The 20,332-nt window shown below is 67.4% G+C and carries 16 protein-coding genes and 4 pseudogenes; 16 read left to right on the plus strand and 4 right to left on the minus strand.

All coding sequences use genetic code 11. The features are described from left to right. Positions 1-478 precede the first annotated feature (478 nt). The 3 genes from ACX28W_RS10375 (at position 479) to ACX28W_RS10385 (ending at position 4,817) form a co-directional block, all read left to right on the plus strand. Entirely contained in the window at positions 479-1,822 is a 1,344-nt protein-coding gene (locus ACX28W_RS10375; protein WP_458998596.1) for an endonuclease domain-containing protein, read from the plus strand. A 1,412-nt stretch (positions 1,823-3,234) separates the two neighbouring features. Then, complete coding sequence (locus ACX28W_RS10380) at positions 3,235-3,432, plus strand: helix-turn-helix transcriptional regulator (RefSeq protein WP_099939993.1); 198 nt, start codon at positions 3,235-3,237, stop codon at positions 3,430-3,432. Further along, positions 3,423-4,817, plus strand: a complete 1,395-nt coding sequence (locus tag ACX28W_RS10385; RefSeq protein WP_329371265.1) for a tyrosine-type recombinase/integrase — start codon at positions 3,423-3,425, stop codon at positions 4,815-4,817. Before ACX28W_RS10380 ends, ACX28W_RS10385 begins: the two co-directional genes overlap by 10 nt. 422 nt (positions 4,818-5,239) lie before the next feature. Here ACX28W_RS10385 and ACX28W_RS10390 read toward each other — a convergent pair whose 3' ends face one another. Next, a complete protein-coding gene (locus tag ACX28W_RS10390; RefSeq protein WP_458998597.1) occupies positions 5,240-6,772 on the minus strand; it encodes a glycosyltransferase family 39 protein in 1,533 nt (510 codons plus the stop codon). 128 nt (positions 6,773-6,900) lie between these two features. Between ACX28W_RS10390 and ACX28W_RS10395 the strand changes: the two genes are divergently transcribed. Further along, positions 6,901-7,581, plus strand: coding sequence for a response regulator transcription factor (locus tag ACX28W_RS10395; RefSeq protein ID WP_458998598.1), 681 nt, complete (start codon positions 6,901-6,903; stop codon positions 7,579-7,581). Continuing rightward, complete coding sequence (locus tag ACX28W_RS10400) at positions 7,568-9,043, plus strand: sensor histidine kinase (RefSeq protein ID WP_458998599.1); 1,476 nt, start codon at positions 7,568-7,570, stop codon at positions 9,041-9,043. Before ACX28W_RS10395 ends, ACX28W_RS10400 begins: the two co-directional genes overlap by 14 nt. 621 nt (positions 9,044-9,664) lie before the next feature. Here the strand turns inward: ACX28W_RS10400 and ACX28W_RS10405 are convergent. Beyond that, on the minus strand, positions 9,665-9,958 hold the full coding sequence (locus tag ACX28W_RS10405) for a nuclear transport factor 2 family protein (RefSeq protein ID WP_458998735.1): 294 nt from the start codon (positions 9,956-9,958) through the stop codon (positions 9,665-9,667). 112 nt (positions 9,959-10,070) lie between these two features. Beyond that, entirely contained in the window at positions 10,071-10,664 is a 594-nt protein-coding gene (locus tag ACX28W_RS10410; RefSeq protein WP_458998600.1) for an FAD:protein FMN transferase, read from the minus strand. 291 nt (positions 10,665-10,955) lie between these two features. On the opposite strand from ACX28W_RS10410, the gene ACX28W_RS10415 reads away from it, so the two are divergent. The 7 genes and pseudogenes from ACX28W_RS10415 to ACX28W_RS10445 all read left to right on the plus strand — a co-directional run bounded on the left by ACX28W_RS10415 (position 10,956) and on the right by ACX28W_RS10445 (position 16,287). Continuing rightward, positions 10,956-12,032, plus strand: coding sequence for an NAD(+)/NADH kinase (locus ACX28W_RS10415; protein ID WP_458998736.1), 1,077 nt, complete (start codon positions 10,956-10,958; stop codon positions 12,030-12,032). Positions 12,033-12,095: 63 nt separating this feature from the next. Continuing rightward, positions 12,096-12,323: pseudogene (locus ACX28W_RS10420) on the plus strand (hypothetical protein); the annotation flags it as partial. A gap of 412 nt (positions 12,324-12,735) precedes the next feature. Next, positions 12,736-13,128, plus strand: a complete 393-nt coding sequence (locus ACX28W_RS10425) for a hypothetical protein (protein WP_458998601.1) — start codon at positions 12,736-12,738, stop codon at positions 13,126-13,128. Positions 13,129-13,717: 589 nt separating this feature from the next. After that, complete coding sequence (locus ACX28W_RS10430) at positions 13,718-13,999, plus strand: hypothetical protein (protein ID WP_458998602.1); 282 nt, start codon at positions 13,718-13,720, stop codon at positions 13,997-13,999. Positions 14,000-14,001: 2 nt separating this feature from the next. Further along, entirely contained in the window at positions 14,002-15,276 is a 1,275-nt protein-coding gene (locus ACX28W_RS10435) for an FAD-binding oxidoreductase (RefSeq protein ID WP_458998603.1), read from the plus strand. A gap of 68 nt (positions 15,277-15,344) precedes the next feature. Continuing rightward, entirely contained in the window at positions 15,345-16,040 is a 696-nt protein-coding gene (locus ACX28W_RS10440) for a flavodoxin (RefSeq protein ID WP_458998604.1), read from the plus strand. 19 nt (positions 16,041-16,059) lie between these two features. Then, positions 16,060-16,287, plus strand: coding sequence for a hypothetical protein (locus ACX28W_RS10445; protein ID WP_458998605.1), 228 nt, complete (start codon positions 16,060-16,062; stop codon positions 16,285-16,287). A gap of 16 nt (positions 16,288-16,303) precedes the next feature. Here the strand turns inward: ACX28W_RS10445 and ACX28W_RS10450 are convergent, their stop codons facing one another. Beyond that, a complete protein-coding gene (locus ACX28W_RS10450) occupies positions 16,304-16,834 on the minus strand; it encodes a hypothetical protein (RefSeq protein WP_458998606.1) in 531 nt (176 codons plus the stop codon). 44 nt (positions 16,835-16,878) lie between these two features. On the opposite strand from ACX28W_RS10450, the pseudogene ACX28W_RS10455 reads away from it, so the two are divergent. The 4 genes and pseudogenes from ACX28W_RS10455 to ACX28W_RS10470 form a co-directional block, all read left to right on the plus strand. Beyond that, positions 16,879-17,789 (plus strand): annotated as a pseudogene (locus ACX28W_RS10455) (helix-turn-helix domain-containing protein). A 428-nt stretch (positions 17,790-18,217) separates the two neighbouring features. Continuing rightward, complete coding sequence (locus ACX28W_RS10460) at positions 18,218-19,579, plus strand: aldehyde dehydrogenase family protein (RefSeq protein ID WP_458998607.1); 1,362 nt, start codon at positions 18,218-18,220, stop codon at positions 19,577-19,579. A 56-nt stretch (positions 19,580-19,635) separates the two neighbouring features. Continuing rightward, positions 19,636-19,974: pseudogene (locus tag ACX28W_RS10465) on the plus strand (VOC family protein); the annotation flags it as partial. 154 nt (positions 19,975-20,128) lie between these two features. Then, positions 20,129-20,245 (plus strand): annotated as a pseudogene (locus ACX28W_RS10470) (DoxX family protein); the annotation flags it as partial. Positions 20,246-20,332: the final 87 nt, after the last annotated feature.

Below are 20,332 nucleotides of genomic sequence, written 5' to 3' on the forward strand. Positions count from 1 at the left end.
CGTCCCTGTCTGAGGGTGATCGCGGGTGGTTGCGGCAACGACATGCGGAACTCCGCGAGTGGCGGGAGCACAGGCCCGCGGGCACGCACGAATGCGTCGTGCACGGCGCGTGGGTCGGCAACGTCGACCGCACGGCGGCCCGGCCGCTACTGATGGACTTCAAGCTGGTCTCTGTCGGGCCCTCGGAGTGGGATCTCGTCTCTACGGCGGTAAAGATGACGACGACCGGCGCGGTCACCGAGGCCGAGTACGCCGAGTTTTGCGAGACGTACGGACTCTGTTGCTCAATTCGTCTGGGCTCGGGGACCGCTGATGCGCGAGGGTGACTTGCCCGGTTCTTGACGTTCTGGTGGTGAGGCTGCGGGCACGGGAGGTGCTGACGAACCAGATGCTCAGGAATATGGAGTTGCGGGCGGCGGCCCGGCTGACCGAGGCGCTTGGGACCCGTTGCCGCGTTGCAGGCCGTTAGCCTGTCGGTATGTCAGAGCGTGTCATGCCCGGTCGCACGGACGGCCTGATCACCCTGGGTGCCGCGGACGCTCTGTGGGTCGATTTGACGGCCGACAGTGCTGTGCCGACGGCTTCTGGGGCATTCACCTGCTCTCCTGCCCATGCCCGGGTGGGGTACGTCCTGCTCGGCGGCCGTGTGGTGGCGACGGTGAGGGCGAGCGGCGGTCAGTGGAGTGTTCCGGAGGTTGAGGTGCGCCGGGCGGCCGCGAAACTGAACGCGGTGGAGATGGATCGGCAGGACCTGGTCCGCATCGGTCCGTTTCGTGGGGCGCCGAGGCAGGAGTGCAACGAGGAAACGCCGCTGCGTTGGCGCCGGCGCATCACAGGGGAACTGCAGGAGCTGGGCGGCCCCGCGCGGGCAGCACGACGTGAAGTCGGCCGGCCGTACCATCTGGCGGGGATCGACTGGCGACAGATACTCGTGGAGCAGACCCGCGACGGGACGCAGCGGACGTGGTGGCTGCCGCGCGCTGTGGTCAGGCTGCTGGATGCGGCCGAGCACGCCGAAACGCAGTGGGTGCAAGCCGCGCGGACCCGCCAGGCAGGCGCAGCCGTCACCGAGCCGCCCTCCTACCCCCGGCAGGCTCGAGAGGCCGGCGGTCGGCAGACGACGAGCCCCGAGGGCCCCACCGCCTCACTGCGCCCGTACAACAAAGAGCTGGAAGGCCAGCTGTACTCGGTGCTCAGCAGGAAGCCCGGTACCTCCCGCAGGGTGGCTGGGTGGGCGTGCGCTGTCTGCCGCACTGCGCCCGCCACAGTCCTCGACCACTGCCACGAACACGGCTACGTCCGCGCCCCCCTCTGCCAGTCCTGCAACACACTGGAACGCCCCGACCACCTGTACAGCAACGACATCCGCGTGGCGAACCGCTACACACGCCTCTTCCACACCGACACCGACGACTGGCTCCGCCACTGGCACCGCTGCCCCGGCTGCCGCGCACGCACCACCCTGCCCCTGCCCCACCTCGCCGCATGGACCGCCCACACAGCCTGCCGATCACTGCGCCCGACCCACCCCGCTCCCCGCGGGCGCACACCCTGCGGTGTCCTGCGCGTGTCCTGGACGGGCAGTCACCAGGCGCCCCGTTCCTGCCTGCTCACGGTCGCCGTCGACTTCTGCCCCTCCGGCGAGCACCGTGTCCTGGCGCGAGTCCCCTACCGCGAAGCCGCCGAGCGGTTTCGCACCTGGCTGGCCGAGACGGCCCCTGCCGTGGCCGCCGCGGCCGGTCCTGACCGCTTGGACGGCCTCCCTGCCCAGTTCCGGCCAGTCATCGTGGACACCAGCGGCGAGGGCCCAGCACTGTTCTGAGCGAGCACCGGGAGACCTGACGCCCCCACGTCACCTCGCAGCTGCCGGCCCCGACAGGGTCACCCCGCACGCCCCAGCGAAATGCGCAGCAGAGTCCGTACGGAACGGACGTCACCGAGTGGGAGGGATACGAGCTCCTCGCTGGGGCTCGCGAGTTACGCATGACGACCTACACAGCCCAGCACGCGTCCATGCGACCTGACTCGCAGGCAGAGGCTCAGTACCGTGTCGACTGCCTGCGTGGCCGTGCAGAGCAGTGACCCTGGCACTGGAAAGGGATCATGTAGCCCTCGCGAACGCCGCGACACTCAGGCGTTGTAGCCCTTCCGTTTCACTCCGGGCCCCGATTCCCAGCGATCTGCGCCACCCGCAGGTCTGTCCGCAGTACAGCCAGCGACTTCCGCGCCGCCTCTTTCTCGGAGGCTGTCGGCTTCTCGTCCGGGCTGGCCGCCGGCGCCGTGCACACCGGTTTCACGGTGCGCCCGAGCCAGGCGAAGGCGGAGCATGCCCTGCCGCTCTTCTCCGACGGAAAGCCCCTGACGTTTTCCGGTTGGACTTCCCTCGGCCCGGCATTCGACCACGGCAGACGAGAAATAGCCCCGAAGGACTGGAACCTTCTCTGGGACTATGTCAACGTACAACGTCCCCGAAAAACACCAGGTCAGTGATGGGATTCAGGATTCCGGGCCGACCTGCAGGTCGGCCATGCCGGAGGCCGGTACCTCGTGCTGCTCGGCCTCATCGCAGAGGCCCGACCCAAGGAGTACCCCCTGTCGAATGCCGCTCTCCGATCCGTCCGATTCAACGCCCCCATCCGCTTGGCACTTGACGCCCTGAACGTATGGACCACATCGGAGCGAGAGGATTACGACGCTCATCCACGGCGCTGTTTCTTTGCGTCTGTGCGACCGGGTTGGTCGGCGAGGACTTGCTGCAACGTAGCTATCGCCGGGACCGAGTGGTCCTCGCGCGCATCGCGACACGCCTGGAGCCCCACCCTGGTACATAGCCCGAGCCGTCGGCGCTCCCGAGCGCATCGTTGCGCACGATTTGGACTGGCTAATTGACGGCGGGCTCCGGGTGCTCGTGACGGACGGCGCGACCCTGTTGTCCGATCGCACCGGCTGGTCCCTGAGTTTCGTCCGCTAGCGATCGTCCGTGAATTTCCCTGTGGGGGCGCACAACATAGACCACGATCGCCGGTTGGCCAAACCGGCGATCATGAAGACCATTGAGGGTGTTCGCAGCGGCTGTGCTTGGCGGTGGAGCCGTTCGGACACTATGGCCCTTCATGTCGGCGCCCTGCAGCCCCTGTAACTGACAGCGCCTGCCCATCAGCTGTGGCGGAGTGGGTACAAGTCGCGCTGCCGCTTGGGTGGCCGACAAATCCGGAATGCCCGAGGAAGACATCAATGGCTCGTCCACCTGCGCTCAAGCTTGCCGAAGTCCTAGCGGAAATCCGCATGAGCGCATCGGCCTTCTACCGCCTACGCGCTCGCGGTCAGGCACCCCGAATGATCAAGCTACCGAATGGTGAACTGCGCTGCCGCCGCGCCGATCTGGATGCGTGGTGGGAGGCGTGTGAAAGGGATACGCCTGGATGGCGATGAGTTATAACGTCCGCTTCTGGGACATACGCGAGCGTTCTGATCGGCGCAAGCCTTTCCAGATCCGGTGGACGGTCAACGGGCGCGAGAAGTCCGCTTCCTTCATCACATTCGCGCTTGCTGATAGCCGGCGCGCGAAGCTGATGACAGCGGCGCGCGAGGGTGAGCCTTTTGATGAGCACACCGGTCTGCCCGCATCTGAGTTGCGGGCCATCAAGCAGCGGACTACGTGGTACGACCTGGCGCACGAATACATCGAGCAAAGATGGGAGCGTACGCCAGGGAACACCCGCCGCACCCTGGCCGATGCCTTCGCTACCATCACGCCCGCCCTGGTGCACCCCGGCGCAACGTATTCCGATCCGCGGGTACTGAGGCGTGCCCTGTACTCCTGGGCATTCAACAAGAACGCCTGGCAGCGCGAACCCGACGAGGAGTGGCTCCACGCGCTGGACTGGATGAAGCGGAACTCTCTGCCTGTCAGCGCCCTTGCGGATGCGGATGTTCTGCGCAGGGCCCTCGATGCTATGTGCCGCAAGCTGGACGGCAAGGCGGCTGCGGCCAAGACAGCCCGACGCAAGAGGGCTGCGTTCAACGAAGCTCTCAACACTGCGGTGGAGAAGAGGTACTTCGCGGAGAACCCCCTCAACGGGCTCCGGTGGAATGCGCCGGCGGTCAATGAGGAGGTGGATCCGGCTGCCGTTCCGAATCCGGCCCAGGTGCTTCGGCTACTCGAGGCTGTTGCCGGCCAGTCGGGGCGGGGGCGTCATCTTGAGGCGTTCTTCGGCTGCATGTACTTCGCGGCCATGCGGCCCGCTGAGGTCATCCATCTTCGGATCGAGCAATGCCACTTGCCGAAGACCGGATGGGGAATGCTCAACCTTTCGGGCGGGGTCGTCACGTCCGGCAAGGAGTGGACTGACGACGGTGAGGTGCACGAGGTGCACTCGCTCAAGCGTCGCGCGGCAAGCGCGACGCGGCCTGTGCCCATCCCACCGCAGTTCGTACGCATGCTGCGTGCCCACGTGGAACGCTTCGACGTGGCACCTGATGGCCGACTCTTCCGGAACGAGGCTGGCAACTACGTCGACGCTGCCGCATACGGCAAGACGTGGGCGCGGGCCCGGGAACACGCCCTGACTCGCCCGGAGCGCACCTCTGGTCTGGCTAAGCGACCTTACGATCTCCGGCACGCGGGGATCTCGTTCTGGCTCTACTCCGGAGTGGACCCGGCCGAATGCGCCCGCCGCGCCGGCCAAAGCATCGAGGTTCTCTTCCGTCACTACGCCAAGTTCCTCGACGGCGTTCGAGAACAGGCGAACCGCCTCATCGAGCAGTCGATGCAGGAGTGGGGGCGTGTCAGCCAAGGCGAAGCAACCGAGGGCTGAAGCGTGGGTTTGGTCCGTGACTGGTCCGGAAGTACTGGTCAGGAGCGGTACAGGTGTGGGAGGAACTGGGAGTTAGCACGCAAGCCGGGCTCGGCCGAGAGCAAGCTGAGGGAAAGGCGCCTGACGGGTGAAAGACCAGGTCAGGCGCCTTTTTTCGTGCGCCTAGAAGAAGCCCAGCTTCTTCGGCGAGTACGACACCAGAAGATTCTTGGTCTGCTGGTGGTACAGCGCTTGTGAGTCCCTGAACTGCGGTAATGGTGTAAGAGGGGGCCTTTGCGGCTCGGTTGGTCGCGAGGAGTTGGGCAGCGGCGGAGAACAGCCGCAGCCTCCCACGCCAGCAGCGACCGGCAAGTCAAGGTCCGTGGCTTCCGGGTCGAGACAGCGTGACGGCGGTGGTGCCGGCCGGGCCGGCACCACCGCCGTCACCTCATCACCCCACCGCTCGCTCCCGGGCTGTTGGATCCAGGACCGGCCTTCGGAGACGGGTCGTGGTCCCGGAGATAGACGGTGACTCGCGCCCCATTGACATGGGTTGTTCCGTACTCGCGGAAGTGGCGCCGCAGGGTGCTTGTTTTCGCTTCCTCCTGCGGGTTGGTCGGCGAGTGCGCACCCGCCGGGTCGCGGACCGCGACGATCCGGTCGAATTCCAGCATGCGTGCCGCAATATCCTGGGCGGGAAGCTCGACACCTGCAAGTGTGTTCGACGAAACGGGGTCTTGTGCCAGGGCCAGATCCGTCAGGAAACGGGTGTCCTCGGGGTTGGCCGCGGTCCAGGCCCGGTACCGGCCGGAGAGATAGAGCAGCCCGTCGCCGGGACGGCCTTCCTTGCGTACGGTGGCGCCGATGGCGGTGACGTCATTAGTCCGGCTCTGGGGCGTCCTCAACGACAGGCTCGTCGGGACGAGCGCGGCCAGCACGGCAACCGCCGCGATCCACGCGTAGCGGGAAGTCCGCTGCCGCCGGAGGAAGTAATCCATCCAAGCGCCCAGCAGCAACGCGATTCCGATACTGCTGTAGAGCACATACCGGTCGACGAAAAGGGGCTTGACCAGTGAGGCGGTCAGCAGCAGAAGACCCGGAAGCACAACAATCGGCACAGCCAGCACGGAAAGCCGCACGGGCCCCCTCACCCCCAGGGGCGCTCCGGCACACGCCACGCCCACGACCGCCACAGCCAGGAACCCAGGAAGCCGCACCGGTCCGTCGATCCAGGACACCTGCCCCGACTGCCCCGCACTACAGATCGCCAGCGGCAACAGCCCGGCCACAACGCCCGCGGCAGCCACACTCCAGGCTCTCAGCACCGGTCGTGGAACACGGGAGACGACCAGTGTGACGCCGTGTGCAACCAGGGCGAGGACCGCGAACTCATGGAGCAGGCAGGCCAGCAGCATGGTGGAGCCATAGACCGCCCACCGCCACCGGGCGCGATGCGGGACACTGACCACGAGCGCATAGGTGGCCCAGGTGACCAGGGCGCAGACCATGGCATACGAGCGGCCTTCCTGCGCGTACTTCTGTACCTGGGGAAGGAGCGGAAACACCAGCCCGGCCAGCAGCCCGGCACGGGGTCCCGCCAGGCGTAGCCCCAGAAGCCCGACTCCGCTCGCCGCCACGGACATTGCCAGCACGGACGGCAGCCGCAACGTCAGCAGCCCTCCGCCGAAGAGACCGAAGATCTCATGCATCACCGCGTAGTGGAGGGCATGGACCAGATCAACATGCTGGGCGGTGAGCCATATCTGCGAAAGATCGCGGTGTGCGAGCTGATAGGTGATGGCCTCGTCCCCCCACATACTGTTCTTCCTGCGGATACCCCAGAGCCCTAGAGCGACGGTCAGCGACAGGGGCACGATGATGACAACGGCTTTGGCCGGGCTTGGTGATTGTCGACGGGCGGGTGCGGGAGGGGAAACCGTCCTGGCCACGGCGGGGCCACGTTGATCAATGGACATCGGCGACAGGGCCTTTCAGCAGCGGCGAAGACACTCCGCCAGCGTGCCCGGACCTCGTTGACCGGAGGCTGATCCAACCTGACCGGCCGATCAGGAAGGCGGGCCGGCGCTGTGCGAAGCTGCACCGCATGCGCATCCTGGTGGTCGAAGACGAGGTGGACCTTGCCCACACCCTGCACACCGGTCTGACCGCCGAGGGCTACAGCGTCGACCTCGCCCACGACGGCCGGCAGGGACTGTGGATGGCCCGGACCGGCGAATACGCCCTTGTCGTACTGGACTTGATGCTGCCCGGACTCAACGGCTACAAGGTCTGCGCCCAGCTGCGCCGGGAGGGCAACGCGACCCCCATCCTGGTACTCACCGCCAAGGACGGGGAGTGGGACCAGGCAGAGGCCCTGGACACGGGGGCCGACGACTACCTGGCCAAACCCTTCTCCTACGTGGTGCTCGTCGCACGGCTGCGGGCCCTGGTCAGACGAGCCGCCACGGTCGCCCCGCCCGTCCTTGCCGTGGGCGACCTCTCGTTGGATGTCGCCGGCCGGGTCTGCCGCCGGGCCGGGGCCAGGGTGGAACTCACACCCCGGGAGTTCGCCGTGCTGGAGCTGCTGGCCCGCCGGGCGGGCCAGGCGGTCTCCAAAGCGGATCTGCTCTATCACGCGTGGCCCGACGAAGCCCTGGATCCCAACCTGGTGGAGGCACGGGTCAGCGCACTGCGCAAGAAGGTGGACTCCGCGTTCGGCCGACGGTCCCTGCAGACCGTACGGGGTACCGGCTACCGACTGGTGGACGACCGTGAACGCGACTGAGCCTCGACGCCGCTGGTGGCCGCGTTCGGTACGAGCCCGCACGGCCCTGGCCGCCGCCGCGACCGCCGCCGTCATCCTGGTCGGCATCGGCTGGTGGGTACATCGCGACGTCTACCGCCAGGGCACGCAGATCGCCGAAGAACAAGCCGAGCAACAGCTCTGGGCTCTCGTCGATCAGCTGAACGAGGGTGTGGTTCCCGCTCGCAGAAACACCGTGCTGCCGTACGAGGTCGTCGCGACCGGCCGACGCACCGCTGTCGCCTACGGCGGAGGCATGGACGACTTCGATCCCGGCACCCGCCATGTGCTGCCCGCCCCATCGGAGTCCAAGTGGACCGGCGGCTTGACGATCCGTCCCATCCGCGTACCGGTGCGCCGCGACCACGCCAGGGACAGATTCGATATGGCCGGCAGGACCTGCATGGTCATGTCCACCGATATCAGCGCCGATGAACTGAGCAGCGACGAAGTCGCCGCTCTGGGCGTCGCCGCCGACGCCACGCTGCGGGTCTATGTGGTGGTGCTCCCGCACACAGCCGAGGCAATCACCAAGACCATCGACCCCCTGCTGCTGCGGGCCGGGCTCGTCAGCCTCGTACTGATCGCCGCCGTCGCCTACTTCGCCGTCCGAATCGCGCTGCGGCCGGTCGAAGCCATCCGCGTCCTCACCGCCTCGGTCACCGCGACCGACCCCCGCGAACGCGTCACCGTCCCCGCCACGGGACACGAGATCACCGCCCTGGCCACCACCATCAACACCACCCTCCAACGCCTCGACAACGCCGCCGCCCAGCAACGCCGCTTCGTCGCGGACGCCGCCCACGAACTGCGCAGCCCCCTCACCACCCTGCTCGCCAGCCTGGAAGTCGCGCTCGCCTACCCGGAACGCACCGACTGGCCCGCCGCGGCCACCACCGCCGCACGACAGACCCGCCGCCTCCAGGCCCTCGCCGAAGACCTGCTGCTCCTCGCCCGCCTCGACACCCGCACCCCCATGGCCGACCCCGACACCGTCGACCTGGCAGCCCTCGCCTCCCGGTTGACCGAGCAATACCCCCTCACCGAAAGGCCGTTGACCCTCACCTGCGACAGCACCGCCCCCGCACACGCACACGGAAACCCCGACGAATACGAACGGCTGCTGCGCAACCTCATCGACAACGCCGCCCGCCACGCCGCGCACCGCATCCAGATCACCATCCGAAACCAGGACGCCTGGGTCGTCCTCACGGTGCACGACGACGGACCGGGCGTGCCCACCGAGGACGCCGAGCGCATCTTCGAACGCTTCGTCCGGCTCGACGACGCCCGCTCCCGCGACCACGGCGGCACCGGCCTGGGCCTCGCCATCGCCCGCGACCTGGCCCACCGCCACCGAGGCACCCTCACCCTCACTCCCCGGACCCTCGGAGCATGCTTCCAACTGCGTCTTCCCCGAGCCCCCACCCCAGCCGAGAAATGACGCGCTTCACCGCGGCAGCCCTTCGGAACCGGAAGACCACCAGATGACCACGCCCACCGCCACTGCCGCAGAAACGATCATCCACTTCACCCGCCACCTGGCTGAGCCCGGCTGCTGTGGACCTCCACCGCCCGACCCGCGCGCGGCTCGGAGATCACCGCCTGCCGCCACGACGACCTGGTCGGCCGACTCCACGCGGCCGGCCTCGCCGCGATCGCCGACCTCGGCCTCGACGGTGGTGGCGACGACAGCGGCGACCCGGCGGTCATCACCGGCTACAAGAAGCCCAAGGGCAAGAGACCTGGTCGGGGTTCCTTCGGGATGGGGACCGCTTGCTGTGGGCGGGGAACTGACCCGGGACCACCCGCTACACCTATCTGCTGGCGGCCGCGCACCCGGCGCGGTACCTGGGGGAGTACTCGCCGGATCCGGACGCCCGCAGGCGGCGACACCGGCGACTTGATGCTGCTGGATCTGCGGCGGCACCGGCTCTCAGCAGCGCCGGTTTCGTCATGCCGGCCTTGCTCGCCGTGATGACCGGCTGGCTCAGCTCCCGGGCTTCGCCCGACAGGTCGCCGGGGTACGGGGCGCTGGAACGCCGAACGCGTACGGAACGTCCTCTCAGCCCCCGGAAGGTTGCTTCAGCCATCGGTGTAGTCGACTGTGAGGATCACGGCGTCCTGCGCACTGGTATTCCGTGCTCTCGATGGTGCACAGGCAGAGGAGCCGGAAGCTGCCGGTCGCCGACCGACCGTCCTCGGAGAGTTCGATCCGCGGGTTGATGATGTAGTGCTGGGCCCAGGAAATCTTGCTCGGGAGCTCCGTGAAGTGCGCGATGATTTCGGCGCGGCCTGTGTTGCTGCCCCCTGCGCTTTCGACCACCCAACGGCCGTCGGCGGTGAACAGGGAAGCGATGCCCGGTCTCGGCTGGGCAGGTCGGCGTCGCTGACATCGGGAGGTCGATGACTACGTTTGTCCCGGCCGGGCTGGCCCCCGAGGCCGACGAGCCCTGTGCCGGGAGAGTGCCTCACCTGGAAGCTTCGGCCTTGATCTTTTCGAGGGCGTCGTTGAACCCGTCGGGCGTGTGGCTGTTCCCCGCCACGCGGCCCTTTCCGGCTGCCCCGACGTCGATCACCAGCGGCCGCCGTGTGACAAGGGTCGTACCGTCCCGGTCGACGTCCGCACCCCAGCTCGCGCGGCCCCGTGCGCGCTCGGCCGCCCGCACCTCGTCGGGTGCGGGAGTGAGGGAGTACGCAGGGTCGTAGCCGAGGAGCTCCAGTTCCCGGCCGACGAGAGGGTCCACGGCGCCTTCGGTGGCCGTGTACAGGCGGTCGTAGAGACCGAAAAGGTTGATCGAGTCCTCGGGGAACTCGAACCGGCCCCCGTCGGCGGCGGCGATCCGGGACACCAGGGAGTCCGGACGGAAGCGGGAGTACGTGGCGTCGAATCGTCGGGTCCGGTCGAGGATGTGGGAGTGCAGGCTCGCGCTCAACGGCTCGTCCGTGTCGATCTGCCAGTGGGTGCCGATGGCATCGAAGGCGAACCGGCTGCCCCGCGGCTGCGGCCCACCCAGGACGGCCGGTCCTGAGGCCTGGTCCGCACCTGGCCTGACGTCGCTCACAACAGCTGCTTCCTGTGGGATCTTCCTGTCGGATCCAGGTTCGCGACTTCGGCCGCTCCGTGGCAGACCGTGTTGTGCCAGGGAGCGGCGTTCCAGGGAGTGACAGGGCCCCTCACATGGCCCGCGCCGAGGGGCCGACACCGTCAGGCTGCACGGACCGACCGAGAGCGGGCGGCGCGGCGTCTCCATCGGTGAGGGGTTCGCGGTGAGCATGACGTATGTGCCGCATGGTCGCCGGGCGGTTGGCCCTCGCGGGTACCGAAGCCGATGAGTGGGTGCGTGGGAGCAGACGTGACGGTGAGTCGTATCGGCCTGGTCGTGCACGGCGGACGGCGCGAGGCCGCGCTCGCGGCGCGCACGGTGCGTGCGTGGTGCGAAGACCAGGGCGTCGAGTGCGCGGACATCGACGTGTGGAAGGACGGCGGGCGCCGCAGCGCCGGGGAAGAGGTCGCCGCCGCGGGCGATCCTGACCTCATTGTCACGCTGGGCGGTGACGGGACCTTTCTGCGCGGCGCTCGGCTGGCCGCCGAGAACGACGCCCTGGTCCTGGGTGTCGACCTCGGCCGGGTCGGCTTCCTGACGGAGGTCCCGGTGGACGCGGTGCGCTCGGCCCTGGACGCCGTACGTGAGGGGCGGCTGACTGTGGAGAGCCGCATGTTGCTGACCCTGCGGGCCTCCCGGCGACTGGAGATGCCCTCCGACATGGAGGCGTTGCTGCGGTACGGACGCGGGCCGCTGCTGCCACCCCCGCAGGTGCGCACCGACTGCGAGTCCGACAACGAGTGGGGCTTCGCCCTGAACGTCTTCGCGTTGAACGACGTCGTCCTGGAGAAACTCTCCAGGGACCGACAGGTGTCGGTCGGCGTCTACTTCGGCGGACGGCTCCTGGCGTCGTACTCTGCCGACGCACTGCTGGTGGCCACGCCGACGGGCTCGACCGCCTACAGTTTCGCCGCCGGAGGCCCGGTCGTCTCGCCGCGTGCCGAGGCCCTCGTCTTCACACCGGTCGCCCCGCACATGACGTTCAACCGCTCGGTCGTAGCCGCGCCGGACGAGCCGATCGGGCTGCGGGTGCTGGAGCGGTCGGGCCAGGCGGCCGTCAGCATCGACGGCCAGCTGCGCGGCGTGCTCGATCCAGGGGAATGGATCGGGGTGTACGCCGCTCCGCGGCGCCTGCGCGCGGTCCGGCTCGGGCCGACGGACTTCTACGGCCGGCTCCGTCGGCGGATGAACCTGACCGACGCGCCGGCCGCGGTCGCCGACGGCAGCCCCGCTCCGCTGTGGTCGGTGACGACACCGCCGCCGGGGGACCTCGCGCATCTGGTCCTGCCCTCCGCGGGAGGGGCGCCCGGCCTCCGCGACGACTGAGGAGAGTGACCATGACGGGAGGCGTCGGCACGGCCCCGACGGCCGCCGTCCCGGGCCGACTCCCACATCGTGCCGGTCATCGCCGATGTGCCGGACCTGCGGGCGATCTACCTGAACGGTGCGGACAGCGAGGTCGATCCGATCGGCGTCAAGGGCCTCGGTGAGGTCGTCCACGTCGGTATGGCGCCGGCCGTCGCCAACGCGGTCTTCCATGCCACCGGACGGCAGATCCGCGAGCTGCCCATCACGGCCGAGGCCCTCCTCCGAGCCGGGTCCCCGGGCGGCCGGTGAGCGGCCCGCGGCCCGGGGACTCACCCACTGTCCGGCGGCCGGCCACGCACACCGCCGGACGCACGAGGGCCGCCGTGGCCCGTCCACTACCCTCGGCGCGACGCGACCCCTTCACCCCCGTGCCCGTGGTGCTCTCCAGCTCGTGGGACAAGCCTCCGGCGCAGTGGGCCCGCTTATAGCAGAAGAGTGATCCGTTCGGGCGGAATGTTGGGGGCCCTGTCATTGCCCTGATCAGCGCTCCCCGGCACAACACGACCTGTCGCGTGGTGAGCTCTTCCAGCAAGGTGGGGCACGAGCGCGGAAGTCCCGCGTGCTCGTGGTTGGCGCGCCGTCCGTGGCGGGCTTGCCGCCGGTGGCATTTCCCGCTCCCCGGACGAAAGTCGAATGAATGAGAACGGCCGAAAGGAGGCGCATGCCACAAGACAGGACACCTCGGTTCGTGCTTGCTCTGGCCGCCCTCCTGGTGGCCTTGTTCATCGGTGTGATGGTGCCCGGCGCGTTCGGACACGCCACCTACGGCCCTGCCTCGGCGCCCCTGGAGTGGTCCACGAGCGCGGTCGTCGCCGACCACGCCGACGAGATCGCCACCTGCGGCGACGTCGGGCAGATCGTGGACCGGACCTCCTGGCCGGCGGGCCGCGACCGCCACCGCCCCGCAGCGGAGCCCGACACGAAGCCCTCCGCCGGCGGTGTCCGGGGCGATGAGTTCATCGCACTGCCTCCAGGCGGTCTCGCGGCGTCGCACCTCGCGTCGAGATCCTCAGCCACCCACTCACTCGCGTCACTTCAGGTGTTCCGCTGCTGAGTCGGCCTGCGGCCGAGCCGACGCCATGCCCCACCCGCACCACGTTTGCCTGGTGCTTCGAGGTGGGGGCCGTCGCCGTGCGCACCTGCGCGTTGTGCTCGAACGCTGACACGCCGTCAACGGCACTCAGAGGACCTCGCACATGCGACCACTCATCGATCACGCCCGCGCCTTCCCCACGCGATCCGCGAAAAGCCCCGAGGACATGGCCCGGCCCGTGTCCTGGCTCGGTTGCTGCGACTGCGCTCGTACCCGTGTGTTGAGCGGCGTCTGGCGGAGGGGCAACTGACCCTGCGCGGCTGGTTCTGCGAGGTGCACACGGGATCCGTGGATCCGTGCTCGCCCATGACGTGGCTTCCGACACCTTCCGGGCGCTGTGAGGGGCGCCATGGACCACCGAACGAAGCTCCCTCACGTATGCCAGGACTTCGCCGCCTCGCTCGTCTCCGACCTGCGGAATGAATCCTCCACGACATTTCGCCGGTGACGTGTACGTCGATGGCAACACCCACTTCCCAGGAGCACGGATCGACCTCGAAACGGACGTACAACCAGGCAATCCACACCACGCAAGCAGGAAGAACACTCGATGAGTCAGACCTCGAAGTCAGCCGATGACGAAAAACTCATTGGCTGGGTAGGCGACCAGCGCAAGCCCCTCGCTGAAAAGGGCCTGCGCATGAAGCCGAAATACAAGGTGATCGTCCTGATTGCTGTTGCCGTCTTGACCATGGCGGCACTTGTCTATGTCAACCTACAAAACGTGCGGGAAACGGGCCGACGAGGAGTTTCCTTGGTGAGTGAAGGCAGAACGCCTGCGACCGGGCAAGGGTCGAGCGAGCTTGACCGCATAGCCCAGGTGGAGTTTTAGCGATGCTACGTAAGCTGCTGTTCTGGAGCCTCACGGTGGTGTTTCCGCTCCCGTTGGTGCTCACCTACGACTTCCTGGCCACTGAACCTGGACCTCTGAAGTTCTACATCTTCCTCGGTCTGATTGCCTATACATGGTGGCTGCTGTCCATCGTGCTCAGCATCAGGCCGTCCTGGCTGCACCGTTTCGTGGGACTGCCGTCCATTTACGGCTTGCATGGGATGCTCGGTGTGCTGGCGATCGGCGCGGCCTATATGCACCGTGATTACTCCTACTCGCCGAGCCGTCTGGCTGGAAACCTGGGGGATTGGGGGTTCTACGGGGCGCTCGTAGTGCTGTGCTTCTCGGTGTTCTTTATGAGCGGATGGTTGGTCGACAGGTCGAGACTGCTACTGAGGGCCAAGGGACTTCTGGAGATTGTCTTCCGTCACCAGCTCTCCGTGTGGATTCACCGACTCAACCTCGTGATCGTTGCGATGATCTGGCTGCACGCCCACCTACTCGTGAGAGTGAACCAGCACTTTGCGTTCATGGTGCTCTTTGATCTGTACACAGTGATGGCGCTGGGTATCTATACCTGGAAGAAATGGATCGCGCCCGACGCCTATCTGATGGGGACCGTCATAAGCAATGACGCGCGCGGTGGGGCGACCCGCAGGGTGTCGGTGGACCTCGACAGCAAAGCAGCGACCTTGCAGCCGGGCGACTTCTTCTTCCTCAGCTTCGAGGGATCCTCTTCTGTGAGTGGAGAATGGCATCCCTTCTCGGTGACCGACGACAACCGGGAAACCCTGACCTTCACCATTCGGCAGCACGGAAACTTCACTCGCCGACTCGACAACGTCGAGGTGGGAACCCGCGTCCGCATGGAGGGGCCATTCGGCCGCTTCGAATCGATCATCCAGGGTCGAGACCGTGAAGCTCCGCTCGTCTTCGTCGGGATGGGCGCGGGCGTGGCGCCGCTGCTCAGCTTGGCAGCAGCCCACTACACCACGCGAAATATTCACCTGCTGTGGGCCGTGCGTAGCCCAGAAGATGCCTATTACCATGACGTGATCGAGGAGTACCAGGCGGCGTCTGGTAACCGTTTGCAGGTCACCATGAGTGTTGGCCGATTCCGCCGCGAAGATCTTGCCGGCACGCTGTCCGCAGAGGCAGTTGCAAAGGGTGCTTTCTTCATCGTCGGTCCGAACCCAGCCGTGTTGGCGAACCAGCGCATGCTGCGTCGCATGGGAGTCTCTGCACGGCGAATACACCAAGAACGGCTCACCATGTAGACGGTGCGACCACAGTTCTGCATGGTCCCAAGAAAATCGAGCTCGCCGAAGATAGGGAGTTTACTGAGATGACAAGCACGACACGCCGCAAGTTTCTTGCACTGGCCACCGTCGCATTGGCGGGGAGCAGTGCCGCGGGCTGCTCGATAGCAGGAGGGGCAGGCGAGGCCTTCAGTGATTCGGAATCCTCGGAAACTGTCCCTCCGCTGGATAAATCAAGCACCTTGGTCGCCTATTTTTCGGTGCCAGAAACCGACGATCCGAACAACATGACCGAAGACGAGGAGAACAGCACCCACGTCGTTGACGGCAAAGTTCTAGGAAACACCCAGTACGTCGCACAAATCATTGGGGAGCGCACTGGTGCCGAGGTGTTCCGCATCGAGACAGCAGAAGAGCTTCCCCTTGATCACGGAACGCTCGAAGATCTCGCACTCGAACAGCAAGAAGCAAATGAAAGGCCGAAACTCAAAGCTCTGATCCCGAACCTTGAAGAATATGACACCGTGTTCATCGGCTATCCGATCTGGTGGTACGAGCTGCCGATGCCGATGCATACGTTCCTTGAGCAGCATGACTTCAGCGGGAAGAACATCATTCTCTTCAGTACCCATGGCGGAAACCGCCTGTCTGGAACTGTTGAAACCATCACCGAAACGCTTTCTGATTCCACTGTGATAAGTAATGCGTTCACGATCTCGCGAGACGACATGGGCAATGCCGAGGCGGAGGTGGGCGATTGGCTCGACAGCCTCGGCCAATAGGTGACCTCGTTCCTCGGGAGTGAGGACGGCTCGGCAGCAGCCGTGGGAGATCGGTGTCCGGGAGGAAGTCCAGCGGGTTCTGCTGGACCGATTGCGGGCGGCGGTCGGGCAGACGGATGGTTACGCCGAGCCGGGCACCCCCGACTACGACGCCGTGGTCCTCCTCGACATGACGGCGCAGGAGTCCTCGTCGAGGACGGAGGCCACCGCTCTGGCGAATACCCCGGACGAGACGTCATCGGCGTGAGCCCGGGCGCAGGATTTCACCGGCGTTCCGCGCATGCGCGGGCCAAGGTGCGCATGACGTCGGCGGCCTGGTCCGCGACGAGGTCGACGTCCACCGCGTGCCCACGGACGAATCCGCGGCCGGGCGGGTGGGCGAAGCCGTGTACGACGGCGGTGTACCGCCACAGCAGGTCGGTGGCCGCAGCCGGATTGCCGGTGACGGTGATCGCCGGCCACAGGACGAGGTCCATGATCCGGCGGGTGACGTCGCGTCGCTCCGCGTCGGGGTGGTCCTGCAGTTCGTCGGCGAGGATCAGCTCGAAGGCGGCGCCGCATGTGACGGCGTAGGAGGCGTAGGGCCGTGCGGTCGCCGCCCATGTCTCGACGGCGAACTCCGGGCTGTCGTCCGAGCCGCCGAGCTGCTCGCGGACCTCGTCGTGCGCCGCCCGCATCCGGGCCGACAGTTCCCGGCCCGCCGCCGTCGCTGCGGCCGACAGCAACGCGGGTCCGGCTCGCGAAATGCCGGTACGGGGCGGCGGGTCGTGGCCCACCAGCACGCCGAGACGCACGCGACAAAGGCGACGTCGTTGGTGACAAGCGGCACACTGGTCGCATGGCACGTGAATCGCGGAGCACCGGCGACGGAGGGCCCGAGGTCGAGAGCGGGCTCGGATCGTATCTGCGGGCCCGGCGGGCCCAGGTCAGCCCGGAAGACTCCGGACTCATCCACTCCGGCCTGCGCCGGACTCCCGGCCTGCGCCGCGAGGAGCTGGCGGCGCTCGCCGGCGTCAGCATCGACTACTACACGCGCCTTGAGCGGGGCAAGGAAACCCACCCCAGCCCCGCGGTCCTCGATGCCCTCGCCCGTGCCCTGCTGCTCGACGCGCACGAGCACCAGCACCTCTACGACCTGGCTGCCCGAGCTGCCCGCAGCACGTCCGATGCGCCACCCACTCCCGCTCCGCGTGAGGTCCGCCCGGGCGTCCTGATATTGCTCGAAGAGCTCCGCCCGAACCCGGTCTTCGTGCTCAGCCGGACGCTGGATGTGCTGACCTGCAACCCGAGCGCCCTCCGCCTCTTCGCCGGGCTGGACGCGCAGCCGCCGGAGACACGGAACATCACCCGGTATGTGTTCCTCCACCCCCATGCTCCCGACGTGCTCGACGACTGGGCGAGCAGGCCCGTGCCTGCGTCGGTCGACTGCGGGTGCTCGCCGGCGCCGATCCCGGGGCGCCCGACCTGACGAGCCTGGTGGACGAACTGCTCCCGAAGAGCCCGGAGTTCGCCGAACTGTGGAGCCGCTACGACGTGAAGCCGCACGCTCAGGGCATCAAGACCTTCCACCACCCCGACGTCGGCGACCTTCGCCTCGGCTACGAGTCGATGCCGTTGGACGGCACGCCCGCGCAGCGCTTCGTCGTGTTCTACGCCGAGCCGAGGTCGGTCGACCACGACAAGATGGTGCTGCTCGACATGGACCGGCCCGGAGAGAAGAGTCCCGGGGCGGATCACGTCACCGCGTGAGGGGTGCCACCGACAGCCGCCGCACTTGACTTCTTGGCCGGTATCCAAGAATTGCGGGGAAGCGCCTTGGGCGCCGTCCAAGACTTCAGCCGGGGACGGCGTCGACCTGGTGGCCGTGGCGGAGGGCTTCCTCGACGATCTCCCGGCCGAAGCCGCGAGAGGCCCCGGTGACAAACCAAACAGACATGGGGAACTTCCTTCGCAAGCACGGGTCGGGTATGGATCAGCCCCTCAGTGCCTCCCGGTCCGCCATGGCGCGGTAGCCGTCGGGCACCTCGTCAAGACCGTGCGGTCGAAGACACGGTCCGGGTCGACCGTGCCATCGAGGATGTCGGACATGAGCTCCTTGATGGAGGCACGGGCGGGTGCCGCGCCTCCACGAAGGAAGGGGGTGTTGTGACTTCAACGGGGCCTCCGATCAGTTCTGGGTGGCAGGGCGAGCTGTGCCGGGGAGGCCGTTCGGGGGTGCGACAGGGCCCCTCACGCATTTCTCCCCGCAGGGGGCCCGCATCCTGCTGCAGCTCGGACTCGCCTTCAGCAGTAAGGAGCCCCGGATCATCACGCGGGCGATCGTCAGCGAGATCGGCCAGCCTGCCAAGATCGCGGCGGAGGCGCAGGGATCGGCGGCGGTCGAGGACCTCCGGAGCATTGCCGAGAGCCTGCCCGAGATCACCTGGGAGGAGCAGGTGGGACACACCGTGGTCGCTCGGGAAGCGGCGGGTGTCGTCGGCGCGATCACGCCGTGGAACGGGCCGATGCGCATGGTCTGTATGAAGGCCGGGGCGGCGATCGCCGCCGGATGCACCGTCATACTCAAGGGCACGGAGGTCGCGCCGCTCAGCTCGTTCATCTTCGCCGAGATCGTCGCCGAAGCCGGCCTGCCCGACGGCGTCTTCAACCTCGTCTCCGGCACCGGCCCGGACGTCGGCGAGGCCCGGGTGACCCACCCGCTGGTCGACATGGTCTCCCTCACCGGCTCCGTACGCGCCGGACGCCGGGTCATGGAGCTGGCCGCCCAGTCCGTCAAGAAGGTCGCGCTCGAACTCGGCGGCAAGTCGGCCAACGTCATCCTGGAGGACGCCGACTTCGAACAGGCCGTGAACGTCGGCATCGAGGACGCGTTCCGCAACTCCGGCCAGGTCTGCGGCGGCCTCTCCCGCATGCTCGTCCCGCGCTCCCGGCTCGTCGAGGCCGAGGAACTGGCCGTACGCAAGGCCGAGAGCTACGTGCTCGGCGCTCCGTACGACCCCGCCACCACACTCGGACCCGTAGCCAACGCCACCCAGCAGCAACGCGTGCGCGACTACATCCGCTCCGGCCTCGCGGAGGGCGTGCGCCTGCTCACCGGTGGCCCCGAGGCGCCGGAGGGCCTGGAGCGCGGCTACTTCGTGCGGCCGACGGTCTTCTCCGGCGACAACAGCTCGCGGATCGCTCGGGAGGAGATCTTCGGACCTGTCGTAGTTGTGATCATCCCCTTCGACAGTGAGGAGGAGGCGTTCGACATCGCCAACGACACGCAGTACGGACTCGCCGGAGCGATCTGGGCCGGCGACGTCGACCGGGCGAGGGCCCTGGCTCGCCGGCTGCGCGCCGGCCGCATCCGCCCGATGTTGGTGCTGGTCGCAACCATGGCGAAGGGCGTCCGTTGGCTCGTGTGTGAAGACCAGCCTGGACGCCCTGGCGTGCCTGGTCTGCTGGGCCATGCCTGCTCACCTCTCCGAGGTTGGCTGGGCTGCCCACGGCGACACCCGGAAACCTTCAGGAATGATGGAATCGTCAGCTGGTATTGACTGACGCCCCAATCGTAAGTGAGGATTTCATCACCCGTCCGAAGGGGGCCTGTAACATGAACCGGCAGGACCCGCATACCGATCTGCACAGTGAGCAAGGTGCGTTGGTGGGCGAGCACCCGGGCAGGGCGCGCAACCCGATCGTGAAGGTGCACGACCTGGCCTGGCTGGAGTTCGAGAAGCCCGATCTTGAGCGGGCGGAGATGTTCGCCCGGGCGTTCGGCTTCACCGTGTCGGTGCGTACCCATGACGAGCTGTACCTGCGCGGCACGGACCCGGGCTCGCCCTGCGTCCTGATCCGCCGCGGCCCCCGGTCCCGGTTCCTCGGCTCGGCCTTAAAGGCTACCGACGCGAAGGACGTGCTGCGGCTCGCGGACGCGACCGGCGCGACGATGTTCTTCAAGGGCCAGGATCAGAACCACAAGCGGCCATCCTCGCAGTGCTGCTCGCGCTGATCTTCTTCGCCCTGGGCACGGCCAAGGTCCTGGCCCTGCAGCCGATGCGCGAGCTGGCGCGGAGGCCGGGTTCTCCACCGCCGCGTATCGCCGGATCGGCGGGCTCGAGGTCGCCGGGGCGGTCGGACTGCTCATCGGCCTGATCGAGCCGCTGATCGGCACCCTCGCCGGTGCCGGGCTGCTGCTCCTGCTCGCCGGAGCCCTCGTCGTACACCTGCGTAAGGGTGACGGCCCGCGGAAACTCGCCCCCACTGTCTTCTGCGGACTCCTTTTTTCGCCTACCTCATTGTCCACATGG

Source organism: Streptomyces sp. SD15, assembly GCF_054462255.1.

Coding starts and splice junctions, on each gene's coding strand:
- ACX28W_RS10375 (WP_458998596.1), top strand. CDS start 479: ATGTCAGAGCGTGTCATGCCCGGTCGCACGGACGGCCTGATCACCCTG.
- ACX28W_RS10380 (WP_099939993.1), top strand. CDS start 3,235: ATGGCTCGTCCACCTGCGCTCAAGCTTGCCGAAGTCCTAGCGGAAATC.
- ACX28W_RS10385 (WP_329371265.1), top strand. CDS start 3,423: ATGGCGATGAGTTATAACGTCCGCTTCTGGGACATACGCGAGCGTTCT.
- ACX28W_RS10390 (WP_458998597.1), bottom strand. CDS start 6,772: ATGTCCATTGATCAACGTGGCCCCGCCGTGGCCAGGACGGTTTCCCCT.
- ACX28W_RS10395 (WP_458998598.1), top strand. CDS start 6,901: ATGCGCATCCTGGTGGTCGAAGACGAGGTGGACCTTGCCCACACCCTG.
- ACX28W_RS10425 (WP_458998601.1), top strand. CDS start 12,736: ATGCCACAAGACAGGACACCTCGGTTCGTGCTTGCTCTGGCCGCCCTC.
- ACX28W_RS10430 (WP_458998602.1), top strand. CDS start 13,718: ATGAGTCAGACCTCGAAGTCAGCCGATGACGAAAAACTCATTGGCTGG.
- ACX28W_RS10435 (WP_458998603.1), top strand. CDS start 14,002: ATGCTACGTAAGCTGCTGTTCTGGAGCCTCACGGTGGTGTTTCCGCTC.
- ACX28W_RS10440 (WP_458998604.1), top strand. CDS start 15,345: ATGACAAGCACGACACGCCGCAAGTTTCTTGCACTGGCCACCGTCGCA.